This window comes from Calditrichota bacterium (assembly GCA_013152715.1).
Classification (GTDB): domain Bacteria; phylum Zhuqueibacterota; class Zhuqueibacteria; order Thermofontimicrobiales; family Thermofontimicrobiaceae; genus 4484-87.
Genome location: JAADFU010000116.1, coordinates 1 through 21,103, shown reverse-complemented (window position 1 = coordinate 21,103; position 21,103 = coordinate 1). Strand labels below are relative to the sequence as shown.

At 44.5% G+C, this 21,103-nt stretch carries 15 protein-coding genes and 1 tRNA gene; 5 read left to right on the top strand and 11 right to left on the bottom strand.

Annotation, left to right across the window (positions count from 1 at the left end):
- Nucleotides 1–500 precede the first annotated feature (500 nt).
- Nucleotides 501–2,825 carry a hypothetical protein gene (locus GXO74_09255; protein ID NOZ61856.1) on the top strand — a complete coding sequence of 775 codons (2,325 nt, stop codon included), beginning with the start codon at nucleotides 501–503 and terminating at the stop codon, nucleotides 2,823–2,825.
- A gap of 124 nt (nucleotides 2,826–2,949) precedes the next feature.
- Here the strand turns inward: GXO74_09255 and GXO74_09250 are convergent.
- From GXO74_09250 to GXO74_09240, 3 genes are all read right to left on the bottom strand, one after another.
- Nucleotides 2,950–3,022: transfer RNA gene (locus GXO74_09250), tRNA-Asn, on the bottom strand.
- A gap of 194 nt (nucleotides 3,023–3,216) precedes the next feature.
- Nucleotides 3,217–4,068, bottom strand: coding sequence for a hypothetical protein (locus tag GXO74_09245; protein ID NOZ61855.1), 852 nt, complete (start codon nucleotides 4,066–4,068; stop codon nucleotides 3,217–3,219).
- Between the two features lie 2 nt (nucleotides 4,069–4,070).
- Nucleotides 4,071–5,345, bottom strand: a complete 1,275-nt coding sequence (locus tag GXO74_09240) for a hypothetical protein (protein ID NOZ61854.1) — start codon at nucleotides 5,343–5,345, stop codon at nucleotides 4,071–4,073.
- A gap of 451 nt (nucleotides 5,346–5,796) precedes the next feature.
- On the opposite strand from GXO74_09240, the gene GXO74_09235 reads away from it, so the two are divergent.
- Complete coding sequence (locus GXO74_09235; protein ID NOZ61853.1) at nucleotides 5,797–6,279, top strand: PaaI family thioesterase; 483 nt, start codon at nucleotides 5,797–5,799, stop codon at nucleotides 6,277–6,279.
- 12 nt (nucleotides 6,280–6,291) lie between these two features.
- On the top strand, nucleotides 6,292–7,821 hold the full coding sequence (locus tag GXO74_09230; protein ID NOZ61852.1) for a hypothetical protein: 1,530 nt from the start codon (nucleotides 6,292–6,294) through the stop codon (nucleotides 7,819–7,821).
- A 9-nt stretch (nucleotides 7,822–7,830) separates the two neighbouring features.
- Here the strand turns inward: GXO74_09230 and GXO74_09225 are convergent, their stop codons facing one another.
- Complete coding sequence (locus GXO74_09225; protein ID NOZ61851.1) at nucleotides 7,831–8,055, bottom strand: hypothetical protein; 225 nt, start codon at nucleotides 8,053–8,055, stop codon at nucleotides 7,831–7,833.
- A gap of 108 nt (nucleotides 8,056–8,163) precedes the next feature.
- A complete protein-coding gene (locus GXO74_09220; GenBank protein NOZ61850.1) occupies nucleotides 8,164–9,291 on the bottom strand; it encodes a hypothetical protein in 1,128 nt (375 codons plus the stop codon).
- A 216-nt stretch (nucleotides 9,292–9,507) separates the two neighbouring features.
- On the opposite strand from GXO74_09220, the gene GXO74_09215 reads away from it, so the two are divergent.
- Nucleotides 9,508–11,133 (top strand): sodium/solute symporter, encoded by a 1,626-nt coding sequence (locus GXO74_09215; GenBank protein ID NOZ61849.1) that lies wholly within the window; start codon nucleotides 9,508–9,510, stop codon nucleotides 11,131–11,133.
- A 59-nt stretch (nucleotides 11,134–11,192) separates the two neighbouring features.
- Here the strand turns inward: GXO74_09215 and GXO74_09210 are convergent, their stop codons facing one another.
- The 5 genes from GXO74_09210 to GXO74_09190 form a co-directional block, all read right to left on the bottom strand.
- Nucleotides 11,193–14,090 carry a M1 family metallopeptidase gene (locus GXO74_09210; protein NOZ61848.1) on the bottom strand — a complete coding sequence of 966 codons (2,898 nt, stop codon included), beginning with the start codon at nucleotides 14,088–14,090 and terminating at the stop codon, nucleotides 11,193–11,195.
- 476 nt (nucleotides 14,091–14,566) lie between these two features.
- A complete protein-coding gene (gene rfaE1, locus GXO74_09205; GenBank protein ID NOZ61847.1) occupies nucleotides 14,567–15,559 on the bottom strand; it encodes a D-glycero-beta-D-manno-heptose-7-phosphate kinase in 993 nt (330 codons plus the stop codon).
- A 94-nt stretch (nucleotides 15,560–15,653) separates the two neighbouring features.
- Entirely contained in the window at nucleotides 15,654–16,178 is a 525-nt protein-coding gene (locus GXO74_09200; protein NOZ61846.1) for a metallophosphoesterase, read from the bottom strand.
- A gap of 82 nt (nucleotides 16,179–16,260) precedes the next feature.
- On the bottom strand, nucleotides 16,261–19,158 hold the full coding sequence (locus tag GXO74_09195; GenBank protein ID NOZ61845.1) for a S8 family serine peptidase: 2,898 nt from the start codon (nucleotides 19,156–19,158) through the stop codon (nucleotides 16,261–16,263).
- Nucleotides 19,159–19,200: 42 nt separating this feature from the next.
- Nucleotides 19,201–19,542, bottom strand: a complete 342-nt coding sequence (locus GXO74_09190) for a translation initiation factor (GenBank protein ID NOZ61844.1) — start codon at nucleotides 19,540–19,542, stop codon at nucleotides 19,201–19,203.
- Between the two features lie 526 nt (nucleotides 19,543–20,068).
- Between GXO74_09190 and GXO74_09185 the strand changes: the two genes are divergently transcribed.
- A complete protein-coding gene (locus GXO74_09185; GenBank protein ID NOZ61843.1) occupies nucleotides 20,069–20,524 on the top strand; it encodes a hypothetical protein in 456 nt (151 codons plus the stop codon).
- A gap of 219 nt (nucleotides 20,525–20,743) precedes the next feature.
- On the opposite strand, the gene GXO74_09180 is transcribed toward GXO74_09185, so the two are convergent.
- Nucleotides 20,744–21,103: sugar kinase (locus GXO74_09180; protein NOZ61842.1), on the bottom strand; the 360-nt coding region annotated here is incomplete at its 5' end.

The window sequence follows — 21,103 nt, the reverse complement described above, 5'->3', positions numbered from 1 at the left end:
TAATTTCAGGTATACAATTTTTACTTTTCAAAATATAGTGACCTCAACGGTAATAATCAAGCATATTTTTTGAGGTGAAACGAATATCTTCCACACTAATGAGATAGCAAGGTCGAATGTTAATTTTACAAATAAGATATTTGAATAACGCATCATGTTTGTTTTGGAAATTCTGATTAAATTTACGACTAAAATCAAAAAGCAACTTTTCTCTGCATCACGATTTTATCGCTTGACAAGGTCATTTTATTTTACTATAATAAACTGACACGATTGTTCACCTACAAAACGACAAACAAAAAAATCAATCCTAAATTTATTTATCTCTCTAGAAATCACATTATGAAAGCAAACTCTTAAACTTTCGTAAATAGAAGGGGCCTAATTCTTTGTAATAAACATACGTGCCAGCGTGCCAGGCAGGCAATTGGCAATCGAATTAACTGGGATTTTCATTCAAATCTGAACGATAATTTAAGCATAAAAGCGGAGAACATGGCATGAAACGAAGAGATTTTTTCAAGCTATTCGGCTTCACAACCAGTGCAATAACAATTCTACCCTGGGAACTCATTGAATCAAGCTTATATGCAGATCCCGATTTCAATGAAGCAAAGGCTTTAAAGCAAATAGAAAAGCTAAGAGGAGAACCGCCAGCTCGGGCACAAGTAAAAGTTGAGCGCGGTGGACCTCGACTGTTCCTGAATGACGAAGAAATTTATCCTCTGTTTGCCATGTGCACTCACATGTATCCCACAATAGCCAATTTTAAAAAAGCGGGCATCAACATTTACCAGCCCATTTTAGGAATGCGTTCGGGATGGCTCGGACCGGACAAATATGATTGGACAAAAATTGATGCTTTTTTGGGCAGATTACTCGAACTCAACCCTGACGCCTATTTTCTTCCTCGAATACATTTCTCTACGCCTGACTGGTGGAAAGAGGCCCATCCGTCGGAATTAATCAAATATGGCCTGCCAATTCCGGAAGAAAATTATGATATTATCAAAAAGAAAAACCTGACTCCTTCGGAAGGCGGATTTTATTTTTTCTCCGGCGGAGAGCTCTGGGAGGCTTCTTTTGCATCTGAAATCTGGCGACAGGACACTGCGACTATGTTACGGGCATTTTTACAACATATTCAAGAATCGCCTTTAAACAGTCGAATAATAGGATATCACCCCACGACAGGGAGAACATCAGAATGGAATTACTTCGGTGCGGATTATCTTCCGGACTACAGCGCTCCGATGCAACGCGCATGCGGCAAAATTCCTGACACTAAAGCTCGAATGGAAACTACTTTCGGTTTATTGCGAGATCCTGAAAAAGAAGCAGAAGTGATAACTTTTTATCGCAAATTTCATCAAGCGATAGCGGATACTGTGCTTTACATGACGCGCGTCATTAAACAACAAACAAAAGGCAGGGTGCTTTGCGGCGTTTTTTACGGTTATTTGCTTGAGCAGGTGAGAATTCAGGAGGGTGGCTACCTGGCGATGCAAAAAATATTGGAAAGCCCTGACATCGATTATATCGCCGGCCCTTATACCTACCAGCCAGGAAATGTGAAGGATAGCAAAGGCGTAAAAATCAATATGGCTGACGGCGCCGGTAACCTACTCGGCAATGCGCGAGGTGTGGGAGGCGACGGCGGATTCAGGATGATGACCGAATCTTTGAGAAGATACGGAAAACTTTATTTCAACGAAATGGATCCCAGCACTTATCAGGACGCGAGTCCGTACAAAGTTGTCGGAGGCCATGGTGGACCTGGCAGCGACACTGTTGAAGGGTCAAAACTCATTTTGCAGCGAGATTTAGGACAGGTGTTCGCTACCGGTGTTGGCGGATGGCTATATGATTTTGGCCCCCTGAATCGCGCGAAAAATGGATGGTATTCAGGCAAGCCGATAATTGACGAAATCAAACGTCTTGTTGAATTGGGGAACCGCCGAAAAAAACTGGACATCACTCCGGTTTCTCAAATTGCGGCTATCTATGACGAGAAAAGTTTTTGCGCCACTCAGCACTGGAGTGCAGAAAAACCGTGGAAGAATTTTGGCATTCGTTTCTCGGACTTTTTCAATCACTGGTTTTTGAACACGCAAGCCAGATCATTTCACCGCATTGGCGCGCCAATGGATTTCATATATCACTTTGATTTGCAACCCTCTGATGTTGATAAATATCGCCTGATGTTTATGGTGAATCTGTTTAATTTGACATCCGATGAAGTGAGTCGATTAAAAGCGTTCTTGAAAAATAGCGGCATGACTATTGTCTGGTATTACGCCCCGGGTTTTATTGCTCCGAACAAACTGGATTTAAAACAAATGGAAGAACTAACAGGATTTCGGTTCAAGATTCTCGAGGAGCCAGGTCCAATGATGATCCGTAGTGCAATTGAAGAAAAAAACCAATCGATCAAGATGCTTTTCGGAGTAAAGGCGGACCGCTCGCCGCGCTTTGCTGTTGTTGACAGCGAAAGTCAAAGCCTGGGCACCTGGCAAGATAACAACGAAGTGGCTTTTGCCATAAAAGCGCACGAAGGATACAAATCCGTGTACGTGGGAACCGCGCCATTGCCTGCACAAATTTTACGCTGGTTGGCGCAACAGGCAGAAGTTCCTCTTTGGAGCAGCAAACCGGATATCATCCGCGCGACGCGCGACACTGCGATGATCGTGGCAACAGAAAAGGGAGAACGCAAGTTCACACTGCCAAAACCCATGGTATCAATCGAGGGAGGTAAAGCAGCCCGCGAACATGCTCTGAATATGAATTTTGGAGAGGTCAAAATCTTTACAATTGGAACTTAATTGCCATGGTTGAGGAGATCGTCAAGCGGAATGTTCTTTTCAGCGGGAGAAGAAAATCAATCTTCCGCCGAATATTTTACTGCACCAACAAAAAACCTCGGAGAATTCCGAGGTCAGATTTTCGCTCCGGCGGTAGGACTCGAACCTACGACCTAGTGGTTAACAGCCACCCGCTCTGCCAATTGAGCTACGCCGGAGTGTGTAATGCTCATTTTTCACACTATCGTCTTCTAAAAATACGAAGCCCAATATACAAATATTTTCTTAATTTGTCAAGTTTTTTTTGCTGCAAATCGCTCTTTGCCATCAAATTTTTTCGGACTTGCTCACAAGAAATTCCTCCCATACGCATTTTTCAACAACCTTAATCCGTGCGACATCTTTTCAATATTTACAGTCCCTTCCTTTCAAAATATTCGTCAAGGTCAGGCGCGATGTACGAAATCAAGAAAATGCTATCTCCTTCCTGAAATTTGTAATCTTTGGAAAACTTATCGCGCGACGAACTTTTGGGATTGATGACGACTTTTCGCTCGTAGATTTTGTTGCCGAAGCCGTTGACAATGGACTGATCCTCCACTTTTTTTTCCACCGTTGTGGCAAAGCCGATCAGAATCACGTCTTTTTCATCAATCTTGATTATCTCCGATTCGATCTCGCGGTAAGTTTGACCGACAAAAAATTTGGGAATTGGTTCCTGGTAAATCTCATTGGTGTCCACAGACTGCGTCAGCAAATCCATGTAAACCTGCGACAAACCCGGAGTCAGCGCTGATTGCGCTAATAATTTTTCCGCCAATTGCTCCAAACAAACAATCTCGTTGACGTGAGAATATTGAAAAAACATCTCGTTATTTGAACGCATCAATTCCACAATCACGTGCACATTTGGATTAATAGCGTCAATCGCCAACACGATCAAAATGGATTTTGAATCTGCCCGTTCAGGATCATTTTCGTCAGCTAACACAATCACCGTTTTCGCTGTCGCGATGTCCGCTCTTTTCAGCATTTCCTTGTCCGCCGGATTTCCGGCAATCATCAGCAATCCCCGGTAGGCAGGGTCCGTGGTTTTGGGAATTTTTTCCGGATTGTTGCTAATCACGATAATCGGGCTTTTTTGCCGCACGCTCGCATCGTGCAACTGCCGAACGATCACATCCGCTTTTTCCGTCCAATTGCAAATAATGATATGATCCCGGATGCCAAAATCGCCTTCATTGAACGTACTCCTTCCTTCCATAATCATCTCCCTTTTATTATTTTTTGTAATGCTTCTTCAAAATTTATTGGCGCATCTGCAAGATAAATCAACCGATCCTGTTCCTTCAGAACAGTGTCTTTGAAGAAAAAGAGCCGGCCTTCACGAAAAGTGTATTCGTTGGCAGGATCGTCATCTTTCCTTCGACTCAGCGGATTGATCTGAATGAAATAATTTGTATTGCGCAAGCGCAGATCAAATTGTTTTTTCTGTTCATCACTGAAAAACTTGGCGAAACCGAGCAAAGTGATGTCCGCGCAGCAAAATTCGTGACAGAGCATAGCGGTAATTTCCAGATAATTTTTTCCGACAAAATTTTTCTGCAGCGGCAAGGGAGTAAAATAGATTTGCACTGTGGATTCTTCGCCTTCATTACCGCCGAGCAACTGAGAAAAAACGCGCGCCATTCCCGGACGCAGCGCTGCCTGGGCAATCATCTTCATGCCAAAATCGGAAATGTTAATCATGTCGTTGATGTGCGTGCGCTGGAAATGTTCGGCGTCGCGATTGTGCGTCACTTCGACAACGGTGTGAATTCTTTCGTCGATCACTTCCACCGCCATAGCGGTATTAATGGCGCACTGGCTCGAAAAATAGGGATCATCGCGTCGCCGTTCCAAAATGATCACCCGCGTCTCTTCTTTGCCAATAGCATTCAGCAAAGTTGCCCGCAGCGAAGGTTCGCCTTTTACGTACCAGACGTCTTCAAAAACTTCTTCGTCTTCTTTTTTTATCTGGTCAGCGTCACGACCGACAACAACAATTTCCCGATTTTTTGAAAGCGCGCTTTTTCTCAAATTGAAAATAATATTGGGTAATTTCGGACTGATGCCGCAAATGACGATTGGACGCCTGAATTGAAATCCCTCAGGTTTTTCGGAAACAAATTCGCCTCGCTGAAGCACATGCACGAAAATAGAAATGATCTGTCCGGTAAAAAGTCCCACCACGACAATGCCCATGACCAGCATGAGCACGGAGATAATCTGGCTGGTGAGATGTAGCGGAATGGTGTCAGGAATATCGAAACCGCTGACCAATTCAATGATCACAACCCAAAAATATTTCAGATAATCGTGAATCGATTGGTGCAGGTCCCTGGCAAAAATGTATTGCGCTAAAATTGTTAAAATTGAACCGATGAGCCAGACGGAAAACAGGAAAAGAAATAACTTGCGCACCCTTGCCAACTGTTTTTTCATGCGATACTTCTGAACCGCGCCCGCCCAGGACTTGCGAAGCGAGTAAGTATTAAACATTAATCAAGCCTTTTATTAAGATAAATTGTGATAAAAATGCAATAAGATTTTTGAGTTAATGTTTTTCTTTGGAAAATAAATAATATTTTTTAAAATCAAATTTTCTTCATTGAAAATGTTAAGCTCAAGATACAAATTTTGCTTCACTTTGTCAAGCAATTTATAGCGTTTTGCGGAAATAACTAGCGACCTCTTTCGGAGAAACGAAATTTTATTTTCCTTGACATTTTCCAAACAAATTTTATATTTAATGAAAAGAATTCGCAAACATTCAAATACATTTTTTCGTTCCCCGTGTGTTCCGCCCAAAAAAGTGGAATACGCTTGTGATGTCAGTAGAATCAGATTTTTTTTAATTCTTGCAAATATTGGTCGTCAATTTATTTTCTATTCTAATCTGTTCGTCAACATACCTGAATTTCAAACATAACGCGGAAAGGATAAATCAAAAATGAGCCTGATCAAGCAACCATCTTCGAGAACTTGTTTTTTGTGCGGAAAGCAAAACGACCTTGGTCTGAAAATGGAATGGTACAATGATACCGAAAGTAAACAAGTCGTCGGTCAAGTTTCGATCCCGGAACATTTCAACGGCTATCCGGGAATCGCACACGGCGGCATTGTTGCGGCGATTTTGGATGAGACTTCGGGCCGCGCCGTGCTGCTCGACGGCGATTTTGACAATCTTTTTGTCACGCTAAAATTAGAAATCACTTACAAACATCCCACACCGACGAACACCCCTCTGACGGCGCGGGGCTGGCTGGTGCGCTACGGCAAAAGGAGCGCTAAAGTCGCCGGCACGCTGAGTTTGCCCGACGGCACTGTAACTGCCGAGTGCAACGCCATTGTGGTTCGTCCGCCAAAAGAAATTTCCGAAAGTTGGGAACCGGAAAGACCCTACTGGCGGGTTTACGAAAAAGGCGAAAAATAGAAAGGGTAAGGAATGAAATTTTATTTGTATCTGATCGTTGCGATCGCCGGCGCGTGCGTTCTCGCCCTGGAAATTTTGGGCACACGAATTTTGGGGCCTTTTTACGGCGTGAGCATTTATCTCTGGTCCGCATTGATTTCTGTCACATTGGCTGCCTTGAGCGCTGGCTATGCTGTCGGGGGAAATTTAGCAGACCGAAGAAATAAACAGTCAGATTTGTCTTTCATTCTACTCGGTTCTGGTGTGTGGACAATGCTCATTCCTTTGCTCAAACATCCGATTTTGTCAATCACTGAGCCGCTCGGATTGAGATTCGCCGTTCTCGTCGCTGCTATCGTGCTCTTTTTTCCGCCGCTGTTTTTGTTGGGGATGATTTCTCCGTTAGCTATCAAATTAAAAACAAAAGGGCTGGAAAATGTCGGCAGATCAGCGGGAAATTTGTACGCGGTTTCAACGCTGGCAAGTGTCGTCGCAGCCTTGGCGACCGGATTTTTCCTCGTTCCCTATTTCGGCGTGGTGCAAATGACCGAGCTGCTCGGCGCGATTCTCATCATCACCGGCGTAATTAGTTTGTTCAAATTCAAAAAAATGCAAGGCTTGATCGCCGCGATTTTTTTCGCAATTTTAATCGTGTTGGCAAATAAGTTCATTACAGAACCGCAGCCAAATCCAAGCACAGGTCTTCTTTTCGTTAAAGAAAGTCCCTACGGCAAAATTGAAGTTCGGCAGGAGGAAAACTGGCGCTACTTGCTCATCGACGGGGGGATTCACACCATCGAAGACGTTGAAACAGACGAAACCATGATGAGTTACGCCATTGCGCTGGACATTTTGAAACTGGCATTTCCGGCACCTGGGAAACTGCTTTTGATTGGTCTCGGCGGCGGTTCTGTGGCGAAAAGTTTTTATCTGGATAATTGGCAAGTCGACGCCGTGGAAATCGATCCCGTCGTGATTCAGGCAGCGAAAAAGTTTTTCCGAATGAACGATGAAATCGCGCATATTTTTACGGCGGACGGGAGAAGATTTTTAACAAGAAATAAAGAGCATTACGACTTGATTATCCTCGACGCCTTTGGCAGCAGCTCCATTCCTTTTCATTTGATCACACTGGAATCATTTCAAAAAATGGCAGCGCATCTCGACGCGAATGGAATCCTCGCAATAAACGTGGAATCCATCGGCTGGAACAGTCCGCTGGTTAAATCTGTCTCACGGACATTAAAACGCGTATTTGACGAAGTGATGGTTTTTCCTCTCGACGAACCGCCCAACGTACTGGGCAATTTAATTATTTTAGCGGCAAATCGAAAAATCGACATCGATGAAGAATTTCTGGGGAATCCGGTCGATTATGCAGACCTCGACCCGGTGGAACACTGGCGCGTCGTGGAAAAAAATCACGCCTGGGACAACCGATTTTTCCCGGACACAACTGACGCGCTGATTCTCACGGACAACAAAAATCCGGTGGACGTCTGGTCGGAAAGAACGAATCTCGCCTATCGCCGGGAGATTGAAGGTTATTTTTCATCGCAATAAAGCAACTCCTCACATCGGCTTAATTTCGCCGGTCTCCTCAATTTCCACTGGGAAACCGTCTAATTGCTCCGGCAATTTTTCCATGAGCGCATCTGTTTTCTGCTCGATCATGATGCAAATGACGAATTCATCCGCATCATTCTGCCCGATGTAAACGCCGCTAACACCTGGAATTTGGACAAGCGCTGCGGAATGTTTGTTGAGCGCTCGGCTGATTTTCTCCATTTCGTTCATACAAGACCTGCATTGACTTCTTAATCAGAGAATCTTTTTGGGTTAAAAAAATAGGCGTCTGCCGCAAATGAAAAACAGACGCCTTTAAATGAATTCAAAAACTAAAAATTAATTCCCAACCATTGTCGCATTCAGAAAAGCGAGCACTTCATCGATGGGATTAGCGATTGCCGTTCTGGAACTACCTGCAAACAACAAACCAACAGCGCGTGGATTCGTCGCTACGTCCTCTACCATTAAAGAGCCGGAATCACCTGAGTCGAGAAATCTACTACCATTATTTTTAATGACAATCTGGCCGGTGAAAGTTTTCGTAAAAGCAGTACTTCCGGCGCACTCATCTTCATAAGTAACCTGAATTGTAGCGTTCAACCCGGAAATAGAGCTGCGTGTCAAACCCGTGGTCCTGCCGCTTTTCTTCACAGCCTGCTTGAGATAAGCAGCCACCGTTTGCGAAGAGAGAGTTCCAATTTCCAAAATTGCTCCGGATTCATCCACCATTCCGGAAATAATTTCAGCAATGGCGCAATCCACATTATTTCCTGGCAAGGATGATTTTTTCACTAAAGTTGCCACATCTTGTGCATTCGAAGCATTGCAACCGACGTCGATCAATCCGGGCTGAATGACCGGATCCCCGGTTTGTGCCACGCGGTTATTTCCGCCGGAGACAATATCCGATTCAAAAACATGGTAATTGCTCAAAATATATTTTTTCGAGCCAATTTGCACCAGCGAGCCAAGAGTTCCGCCGCAGCAGTAGCCATTTGCCAAATCGTAACGCCAGCCGCCCGATGTGCCCAATTGAATAGGAGGTGTTTGTTTCGCTTTGTGATCGACTCCGCCGCCCGGTTTTGGCGGTTTGCCTTTCATCGGATGAATTTCACCGACAACTTCCACGACCACCGGCAGCCCTTCCAATGTCGCCGGAATTCCCAGTGATTTTTTCAATGCAATCGTTTTGGTGTAAACCATCACTGCCGGTTTTCCATCTTCGGTCAAACCAACCGCGGTACCCACCACATCCGGTTTCGCCAGCAAATCCGCTGTATGGCGTTCCTGAACTGCCATCACTGTTTGAATCATCGGATTGGCCTTATTCAGAACTACAGCCTGATTCTGATCCGGTGCAGTGGGCATTTTTGTACCTTTTTGGCATCCCATCCAGACGGAGAGTATTAACAGCAAGGAAAGGGACAAAACCAAAAACTTTGTTACATTGGGCAATCTTCTCATTACCTGCCCTCCCTGATTAAAATAAAACTTTAGTGAATTAGAAGTACTTATAATAAAAAATTAATTTTGACAATGTCAAGTATTTTTTAATAAAATTTCTTTTGGAATTTACGCGGCAATTATTCATTTGAAATTTTCTTCTTGATTAATTGAATAATATTTTTATCTTTAATGATTCTTCACAACGAACAATCAAAATTAATCGGAGAGTTGCACATGGCTTTTACTCCCATCGATTTTGCTATTCTTTTTGTGTACATGATCGCCGTGACTGCGCTGGGCTCGTGGCTGGGAAGACACCAAAAAAACACGCGGGACTATTTTTTGGGCGACCGGAATTTACCCTGGGGAGCGGTCTGTTTTTCCGTCGTTGCCACGGAAACGAGCACACTGACATTTATCAGCATCCCCGGCTTGGCGTACCTGACGAATCTTAACTTTTTGCAATTGGCAATTGGCTATATTTTAGGAAGAATTGTCATCAGTTTCGTGCTGCTACCGGCCTACTATCGCGGCGAACTTTCCACGGCCTACGAATTTTTGGGTCAGCGATACGGCCTGGACATGAGAAAATTTTCTTCTGTCATTTTTCAAATCACGCGCCTTTTGGCGGACGGCGTGAGATTGTTTGCCACGGCGATCCCGCTTTCCATCATTACCGGCTGGAATTTTCCTGTGTCCATCGCCGTCATCGGAGTTTTTACAATTTTCTACACCTACTTCGGCGGTATCCGTGCCGTAGTCTGGATTGACGTGCTGCAAATGGGCATTTATCTGGGCGGATCGATCATCGCCGGTGTTTATTTGTTGCACCTGCTACCTCACGGCTGGAGCGACGTTGTCGCCGCTGCCAGACCGGAAAATAAATTTCAATTCATCTATTTTGGTTTTGAAAAAGGCTGGAAAGAATTTTTTACGATAAATTACACGCTAATCACCAGCATTATCGGCGGCGCATTTTTGTCAATGGCATCGCACGGAACGGATCAACTCATCGTCCAGCGGCTGCTGACCTGCAACAATCTCAAAAGCAGCCAAAAAGCGCTCATCACCAGCGGCGTGATTGTCTTTTTCCAATTTGCGCTTTTTCTGGTCATCGGACTGATGATGTACGCTTTTTACCACGGGCAGCCAATCGGCCCGGGCAGCCATTTTCTCTCCCGTTCGGATCAGCTTTTTCCCAAATTTATCGTGGAAGTTCTGCCACCTGGTCTCTCTGGCGTCATCATCGCCGGCGTTTTTGCCGCCGCCATGTCTACGCTGAGCGGTTCGCTTAATTCACTGGCTTCTTCGTCCATGCTTGATTTGTACAAATCGCGCTTTGGCAAAAACAACTCGCCCAAACGGGATTTGCTCATTTCGCGAATTTTCACCGCGGTCTGGGGTGTCATCTTCATCGGCGGTGCGCTATTTTTCACCGACATGAACAATCCGGTCGTGGAATTGGGTCTGGGAATCGCTTCGTTCACTTACGGCGGTCTGCTGGGCGTCTTTTTTCTGGGAATTTTTTCTCCGAAAACAAAAGAAGTAACTGCCCTCATTGCGCAATGGACATCGATTTATTTCATGACCTGGGTCATCGGCGTCACCGGAACCGTACAGCACGTCATTATTGGCCTGAATGTTTTAGCCTTTCTCTGGATTTTCATGAAAACGGAGAGTCGCCGCTATCAGGTAGCGTTGCTAATATTAATCGTCAGCATTACCGTGCTGCTCCGCTCCGTGGAACCCATTCACTTTGCCTGGCCCTGGTACGTTTTTATTGGCAGTTTTGTGACGTTAGTTGTCGGTTTAATTTTGACTCATTTTGTACAAAGCAAAAGCGAGAAAATTTTAAATTGAGGCAAAAATAGAACGAGAATTCACATCGACTTAGGGGATCGACAGCGGCAATCAGTTGATCACTGAAAACTGATCAGCCAACGAAATTGCCAGTTTTTCTCCCTGCTGTCACCGTTCCCCAAATTGGGTTGGCTCAACCAAAGAGGAAATTCCACGCGCAAATGCCTTTCCTTGCCCAAAATTTGTTTTGAAAACACTACGCCAATTCCGGCGTCAAATAATTTTCTGATTAAACCTTTGTCCCAAACCTTGCCGCCACCCAAAAATATGTATCCATCCACCTTGGGAGCAAAAGATCGCCATTTTGCTGGCAACTGGCGGCAGCAAAATTCGCGATTAATTCGAATGCTTGCCGATAAGATTTTATCGCCCGATAAAACGCGATTATTCTCATCGAGCAGCAAATTATAGCCGCGCAAATTAGCACCGCCGGGCAGATAGTAATGAAAATAAGTACTCAAGAAATTTGGCGCGCGCAGGTAAAAATAATTGAGTTTTTGAATCGGACTAGCACCGGCAACGCCGAAACGATCCTGAAGCGGCATACTCTCCGAACTGGAAATCCCCAAAAATGAGCCTAAATCAATACTACTTTTTCCGGGCAGGCGGATATTTGTTACTTGCAAATTCAGCGAAGATTTGAGATAATCAAAATCACTATCAAAAGCGCGATCGGAAAAACTGGCTTTTATTTCGGCTGAAAAATAGGGAATTTTTTTCCAATGAGAATATTTCGCTTGCAAGAAAATTTGATTCAAATTTCCCGGCTCCCAGCTCAATGCAGAAATATTTTTCCCTCCGATGCGAACTTTATCATAATTATAGGCGGAATTCGTCAATTTGTAATGTTGAAACCCAACACGGCAGGTGAAAATCGGCCGGCCTGCCATAAAATGGTAGCGATTGAACTGAATGTTCGCCGAGACCGCTCTCTTGCCGTCAATTTGCTGCCATTGCACATGTCGCCAGACATTTCGCCCGAATCGTTCCCAGGGCATGGAATAGGAAAATTGGTAATCGAAATTTTGCTTTTTTGTATTGTACCAGATGCGGCTGCGAGTAATGTAATAGCGATTCAAATAGCTTCCCAAAAATTGGACGCCAGGCTTAAATCCGTCAATGTCATTGTACCAGGCTTGGGGAAAATAAAATATGGCGTAAGCGTCTCGAGGCATGTAATACATGCTGGGAAATTCGGGATAGAAAAACCATTCGCATTTCACATTGCCGTTGTTCAATCGATTTTGATCCAGAATAATATCGCGCGGATCAAGGCGCACTTCTTTCACTCTATTTTTCGTCGTGAAAAGCAAAGGATCATTTTTGCTGCCGTCAAAAATCCTTCTCACAATCGTATCCCGCCCTGCCGTGATCAATTCCACTTCTGTCGGTAAAATCGTGTTGCCTAAATTGCGAATGTCGAGTTTTGTTTGCCAGCGGCCATTGCCTGTTTTCTGCGAACGAAAACTGCGCAATGCAAAATCAACTTTGGGAACATCGTGTACCCATTTCTGGAAAAATTCGTCCCAATCTCCGGGGCTGACCGCTTCGCAGCTCTGTTTCAATGCCTCCATTCCCACGTGTTTAAATTTGTAGTGCTGATAATAGTATTGCAACATGCGGAAAAAATTCTCTCTGCCTAGCGCGAAATCCAGAATCGCAAAAAATTGGGACGATTTCATGTAGGCATGATAATTGTAAATATAATAATCGCCGGTCAAATAGGACGGGCTGTTCAAAGGACGATCAAAGCCGCTGTACAAATAATAATAAAGCGAATTTAGCCTGACTTTATTGTACGTGCTGAATTTAGCAAATTTCTTTTTTGAGAACGGATAAGGCAGTCTCGGCACAACGGCATAATCGCCGGCATATTTTTCCTTCTGGAATAAATAAGCGAGATAAGTGGCAAGTCCCTCATCCATCCAGGCATTGGTCTGTTCGTTGTTAGCGACGGCAGCGTAAAAATACATGTGGCAAATTTCGTGGAACACAATAAAAAAGTCATAATAGCCAAGCACTGTGACCATGGGATATTCCATGCCGCCATCGGTCAACCCTTGCGCAAGAGTGAGAGTGGGGTAGGGAAATTCTCCGATATTGCGATTTAGCCATTCCAGCGTGTGATTAGCGGCAAGCAGTGCATTCTTGTGCCACGTTTTCCGCTCGGATTTGTTGTACAACACGTGTACGGGAATTGACTGAATCGTGTCGGTTTCGTAAACATAATTTGGGCTGGCGGTCCAGACAAAGTCGTGAACCTGATCCGCAAAAAAAGTGACCTCACGCCTGTTTGCATCATCTTTGGGGTCTGCTTGCTTTTCGGCGCCCTGCTTTTGGCTGCTGTCAACGGCGACCGAAAGCCACCCCGGATCGCCGGCAACGACCTCGCCAGTTGCGGCAATGATGAAATTTTCCGGCGCCGAAATCGTCACTTTGTAACTGCCAAACTCCCCGTAAAATTCACCCAAAAAATGATTAGCGTCAGCATCCCAGCCATGTCTGTCGTACACGCACACTTTGGGATACCACTGGCTGATTTCAAACAAATCGCCGGAGTAGCCGCCTTTGTCATACTGCATGTTAAATTTTCTGATTTTCATGTTAAATCTGAACGAAACAGAAAGCCGTTCTCCGGGAAGAAGAGGCTCCTTCAAATGAAGGCAAACAATGGTGGAATCTTCATTGTAGGAAATCTTTTTCAAATTTTCCTGCAACGGGCTGCCTTGTTTCTTTGCGGAAATAGCTTTCAGGCGCAGCCAACCGATTTCTTTCGGGGAGTGAATAAGCGTCATCGAAGCATCTTTTGCTTCGCGTTCCATCACAGAACCATGTCGGAAAGAATTGGGAAAAAGGTGAAAACAAATTTGCCGCAGAGTATCCGGCGAGTTATTCTCATAACTGATATGCGCCACACTATTCAGACAATGATTGTCAGGGTCAAAATTAACCCTCATGCGGTATGTTACCTTTTGCTGCCAATTCTGCCCACAGAACAGAAGATTGGCTCCGCAAATCCCCCACAAGGACATCATCGCCAAATATGTCAGCTTTTTTTTGCGCACAATTTTTAGTTTAAAAGTTTGACAAGATAATTTTTTATTATTCTTTCACTACTAACGCCCCTCTCAAAACATGCAAATTTTGAATAAATTGCTTTAATTTGTCAGCAGTTCCCTCTTGCTAACTTTGTTTCAAAGGACAGTCACAAAATAAACGAAACACGATTCCGCAAAATGAACCAGAGAACAAACTCTTTTGCCATCAAAAAATTTTAATAAATTGGGGAATCGCACCTTTCTTCGCCTATCAGGCAATCGCCTAGTGGCCTGAAAGCAATTTCACCTCAAAGCAGCGGGAAAGTACACAAGTCGATTTTTTCAGATTTAAAAAATCAGATTGAGCAAATGAAAATGTTCATCAATTCCAAAAGTCATCGAAAGAACGCGATGGCCTCCCTAATCATTTCCTGAGTCACCGGAACCACACCGACTTCGCCACAGACAGCGCCAGCGGCATAATTGGCAAATGTCATAGCTTCGCGAATGTCGGCGTCTGAGGCCAACGCCAGGGTGAGCGAGCTAATGACCGTATCCCCGGCGCCGGACACATCGTGAACTTTTCGCGCGCGCGTGGGAATCTGCATGAAATTTCCGCTTTTCTCGTACAGGCACATTCCCTTCTCACCCAGCGTAACCAAAATATATTCTGCGTGCAGTTTTTCAGCTAAATTTTCGCAAGCCTGCTGCAATTCTCTTTGAGAATCGATATGCATTCCTAAAGCAGCTTCCACTTCTTTGCGATTAGGCTTAAAAACTGTTACGTCCTGATAAGCAAAAAAATTGTCAAATTTCGGATCAATGGTGACGATTTTTTTCAGTCGACGAGCGGATTTAATGACTTCCCGGATGAGCGACCGGCTCAACAGCCCTTTGTTGTAATCTTCAATAATCAATGCATCGGCATCAATCAAATGTTTCGCAACCCGCCGGGCGACGCGCGCTTCAATTTTTTGGGAAATTGAATTTCGGGATTCCCAATCAGCGCGCACCACATGTTGATCATTCGCGATAATTCGGGTTTTCATCACAGTCGGACGAGAGGAATCAACGATGACAGAATCAGTTTCTATTTCCAGACTTTTCAGCAAGTTGACAATTTCTTCTCCGGCGAAATCAGCGCCGACAACGCCAATAGGAACAGGAATGGCACCAAGAGATCGAACATTATAGACCACATTTGCCGCGCCGCCCAAGCGAACAAATTCGTTTTCCACTTCTACAACCGGCACTGGCGCTTCAGGCGATATCCGATGAACCAACCCCGCAATGTAGCGATCCAGCATCAGATCGCCCAAAACGATCACTTTTCGCTTTCGGATACTTTTAAAGAGCAATTCTAATTTTTGTTCGCTTATCGCAACCATTTATTTATTTACCATGTTTTATTATAACACATTTTTTATAAAAAGTCAACAACTTTTTAATATTTTTTTAAATTTATTAAAAATTCTTTTCAAGTTACTTTTCTGTTATCAAGCTTATGTTTAGCTCATAAAGACTTGCATTATTTTGACTTACATCAAAAATACAGACGGTTGATTTTCCGTGCAGCCAACCGCCGGTTTCTCCCGGATTGATGAGCAAAGTTCCGTTATTAGTTTTTGCAATTTTTCCCTCGTGATCATGTCCGTAAATAATTACGTCAAAATCACGAATTTCTTCAATATGCCGCAGAAATGAGCCATCGTGCAAAACCAAAATCTTTATCCCGCCAAGTTTCAATTCCAAAGGCGGTTGGTGGACATGTCCCTGATAGACGCGGTGCAAACCCAGAATTTCGCCATCATTGTTTCCCAGCACAATTTCAAAAGGACAATTCAACTTCTTCATTTCCCGGGCAGTGAACGGCGCCACTAAATCGCCGGCATGAATCACAAACTCAACTCTTTCCCGATTGAACAAATCAACAGCGGCACGAATCGCCGGCAAATTGTCGTGGCTGTCAGACATGATCCCGATTTTTTCAATTCGATCCAGCGACATTTTATCCTTCCTTGCTCCTCGTTTGTATTTCAAATGCCCGTGTTTTCAGATGTGCAACCACACCTACAAATCTCGAAACTCATCAATAATTTTTTAATGAAACTGGAACAGAAAAAACCTGCCTCACTTTGTCCCTCGCGTAAAATTTAATATCACCGAACATGTCAAATCCATCTGGCGCGACGCGGGGACTTTTGTCAAAAACAAAATCCAATTTTCGTTTTATTGACGGATAGAGCCAAAAAAGACGATTTTCATCGGCGTAAATTTTCACATTAATTTTTTCCGTCAATTCGTATTGTTCTGTTAATTTAAATTTCCACTGCCCAATGGAATTTCCGTGTACAAAAGCCGCCTGGACTCGCAAATTGTAAAATTCACCAGCTTTGGGAAAAATTTCAATTTCGCCTTTGGGAAACGACAACGCTTCGTCAGCGATCTTTTGCCGACGCGAATCCGTGACGATGAGCGCGATATCCGACATTTTCAGAAACGCTTCAGGGGCGATCTCAACGACAAAGCGGACTTTACGCGCGTTTTCTTTGACCTGAAAACTATAATCGAAATGATCCACATTTTGCACGATGAGTTGTTTTTTTCTCTGATAGCCGGGCAGCTCGCCCACTGCGAAACCGTAAAATGGGACGCTAAACTCATTACAAACGTCCAATGTGCCGTTAGGTTCCTTGCCAAGCGAATAGTGGTAATCGGCGATCACATCAGGCGACACCGTGAAGCCGGCGAATGAAACTGACAATTGAAACGCCGCACGCTTTTCATTGAGCGCATCCGCCTGGACGACGACCTCCCATATTCCCGGCTGCAAATCTTTCCCGGAAATGTGAATTTCACGGGCTCGGCTATCTTTACTGGTGATGCCGTAAATTTCCCGATAACTTCCCCCTGCCGGAGAATGACAAAACAGATTAATGCGACAAAATCTATTGCCCGTCGCTTTCAAAGAAATATTGGCCTCCGTGGCGCCCGGCGGCGTCTGAATGAAATATCGTTTCCAGTCGCCGGGAGAAAGACGCCGTTCCTCGAACTGGCGCCGATAACTATTTTCATTGGTAAAATGGTAAGGCACAATCACGGTATTGAGCAACTCAAATTCGCGCAGCCTCGGGCCAGCGATGTCTTTTCGAACCGCAAAAATTTTCCCGGCATACAACCCGGGATCAGAAAGCTGTCTCCCGTCGTAACGAACGGCAATTTCTACGCCGTCTTCTCCGCGCAGGTAAACAAATTTTTTCTCGGGTTTCAGCCACGCCACTTGAGAGCGCAGCGTGAACGCGCGATAAAATTGCGCGCGCTGATCCGCAGCAACGCTATCCGGGAAAATTGGGTAAACGCGGAACACAGTTTTTTCGCCATCCGCCGGAAAATAGCCGCCAACGCGCCAGTACGCGCCATCGTGCGTCGTTTCCGAATTCACGGGAGAATCCGCCACGACTTCGTAACTGACGGGATCGCTCATTTTGCGCGCCGCGATTCTCTTTTTCAGAATTTCAAAAGCAAGCGGGACATTCACAATTCCGCCGCCCTGATCCACAGCGCTAAACTGCGGCAAAGGCGTCGCGCTTTGTTTGAGCGCCTGTTTGAGCATCAGACTCGTGAATCTATTTTTCGAATCTATTTTCCGCACGGCGCTGATGAGCAACGCTGCTGCGCCGGAAATCTGCGGCGCTGCCATGCTCGTGCCGCGTGACAAATCCTCCCGCGCAAAGGCAGGAACAGTCGAAGAAGCAAAACCTGGGGCAATCGCGTCCGGCTTGTTCACTCGTCCGCCGCGCGAACTGAAATAGAAAAGTTGATCTTGTTTCAGGTGCGTTCCGAGAACATCATTTGCCGTTTTCCGCGGCAAAAACGCTCCCACAGAAAAAACGAGCGCCTCCGCTGCCGGCGCGCCAGTCGTGGCAATGCCCGGTCCTTCATTGCCGTTGCTGACGCAGACAAAAACATTATCGTGATCCAGAATCAGGCGATGAAATAAATGGCTGATGTCGCTTTTCCCCGGCTGAATCGCGCCGATTCCGTAACTCAAATTCACAACGACCGGACCGGAGTGAGATTGGAGATAATCTTCGATAAATTCAATCGCCCGTGCGACGCTGCTCGTCGTCGTGCTTCCGCCAGGCAGATCGCCATTGCCGATTTTCAAACTGATGATTTGCGCGCCGGGAGCAATGCCGTTAAAATTTTCCTGCCCAAAAATCTGATAGCCAGCGGCAATCCCGGCAACATGAGTACCATGGCCTTCATCGTCAAAATAAAAGGAAACTTTCATGCCATAGCTGTCAAAATTAATAGCAAAATTCAAAGGCCGCGCGTCGTAGCGCGAGTCGCCGCCGCGGAAATGGAAAATTTCATAATTTTTGCAGTAGTCCCGCAGCGGTTTCTCATCGTCAAGTTGACGATCTCCGTCAGTATCCACGTACACCAGCCAGACAAAAGAATCCGCTTCCGCAGTTTCAAATGCCAAAACTCCGAATTGATCGTCAGTTTTACCATTGTTGTTGACGTCGCCCACTTTGGAATTTCGAAAACGATGCTCGTCAAGATACCCGATCCAGTACTCGCCGTTTTCGGGTTGAAATTTCAACTTTTGATAATTGAACAGCCGAAAACCGTCCGGATGTTCGATGTACTTCTCGCCGTCGCTCTGACCCGGCTCGCCGGCATAAAGCGCAACGTCCCCCTGACCGGTAAAATCGCGCACATCGATAATTTTTACTTCTCCGACTGACGTCTTCTGCAGCCCGGGAACGCCCGGATCGACGCCGCTGTCGAGAATGAAAATCACTACGCCTCTGCCGTCTGCTTCGGGGTTTTTTTCAATGAATTGTTTTGCTCCGATCGCCGTTGTGTTCAAAAAATCCCACGAACCCGATTGGTTGCTATTTTCACGTGCAAATGAGTCACTCAAAAACAGGCGCCACACCAAACCAAAGATGCTGATTAATGCAATTTTTTTTGCCATTTTTTTCTCCGCAGACTTTTTCCCCGTCTGAAACCGATGTAACTAAACTCCTCTTATTCGATAACCCCGCTGTAACAAAAATTGCGCCACCTGCTGCCTTTTATCACCCTGAATTTCGATGACATCATCCTTCACTGTCCCGCCAGCGCCACAGGCTTGCTTCAATTCCCGCGCCAGTTGCTTCAAATTTTCCGCTGAATGGACAAAACCGCTGGCAACAGTTACTTTTTTCCCTTTCCTGCCTTTGGTTTGCAGTGAGATGTGAATAGTCTGCTTTTCGGCAGGTGCATCTTTGACCGGAGGCTGTTGCTTTTTCTCCGCTTTGATCTGTTCCTGAGCTTTCCGATCAGTGGAATAAACTAATTTTGATGGTTTTTCTTTCATTGCCAAATCTTTCCTGCTTTGAAAAAGAAGTGATTCATAATTTTCATCGCTGCAAGCAAACGGAAAAGCTTATCAGTAAGCTAATAAATATCGTTAAATATAGAAATTTGCGAAATTAAAAGCAAGTAATTTATCTTCACAATAGATGAATTATCGAGGCTGTAAACAGTAATTTGGCGACTGTTTTGCTACGCTCACAGATTGAACGTTAAAAAATTTATTACGGGAGAGCGCTTGGTAACTTTGTCATGCTTGAAGAGTTTTTTTGCTTGACAATCTCTCTTTAAATTTATATATTTAATGGAGAATAGAGAAGTCCATCTTGAGGCAAACAATGGCAACAAAATGTTCAATTTGTGGCACAAGAGCAGCTAAACGATTTTGCGCGCCAATTAACGATGTCCTTTGTCCGATTTGCTGCGCTAAAAACAGGATGAATACAATTGATTGTAATAAGGATTGCAAATATCTTGACGGCCTCGAATATCAAAAAAAACGGAAAGAAGAAATCCGGTTTTCAAAGTTAATGGAAGCTGTTCCCCATGGCCAATTCGACGACATTTTTAAAGACAGAAATGTGGCATTGACGGCTGCCGATATCGAAATTTTAGTGAAAGATATTTATGTATCAGATGCGCTTCGAATTAATGACAAAATAGTTTACGACGCTTATAAGGAAATTTACAAAATTCACGAAGATAATCAACCGGTAGATAAGTTTAAATTGAGTCCATTAGCTCAAATATTATGGGAATTGTATCAGGCGAAAATTGAAAGCTGGAGAGCAATTTTATCTGACAAAAAAATCGGCCAGATATTTTTGCGGATGATGTTATCGATAAAAAACATGACCGGGGGCGGCATCGGTGAATTTGGTTATTTGAATTATTTAAAAAATAATTTTGTCCCTAATAACCCAGCCGATACTTTTATTATTGAAGATAAAGACGGAAATAAAATAATCAAAAAATTTGAAAATTAAACTGCATTCAACGACCGCAAGGCACTTTGATTTTCTTTGAAAATGTATCACCTACTTTTCCGGATTATGTAATACAAAATTTAGTCGAATTTGCATTCGAACTGCAAATATGCCTAATTCTAAAAACAAAACCCCGAATGAAATTTCTCTATCATCCGGGGTTTTCAATATTTTTTATCTATCAACTCTTGCGCTTCCGCCAGCCACAATTTTTTCTACTTATTTCAGCGTCGCCATGGTTGTATCGCCCGGTGTGGTCATTGCCAGCGCGCCGTGAGCTGCGCCGTATTCGACTGCCATTTTTGGATCTTGCAACACCATCATGCCGTAAATGAAACCGGACGCAAAACTGTCTCCGCAGCCCACTCTGTCCAAAATTTCCAGATTGGGTCTGTGTGTTGCTTCATAAAATTTTCCGTCAACCCAGCAAATCGCGCCCCAGTCGTTCACTGTCGCTGTTTTGACGCCGCGCAGAGTAGTAGCCACGGCTTTGAAATTGGGGTAGGCTGCCACCACTTTCTCAATCATCTTCTTAAACTTTTCAGTGTCCAGATTTGTCAAATTCTCATCAACGCCCTC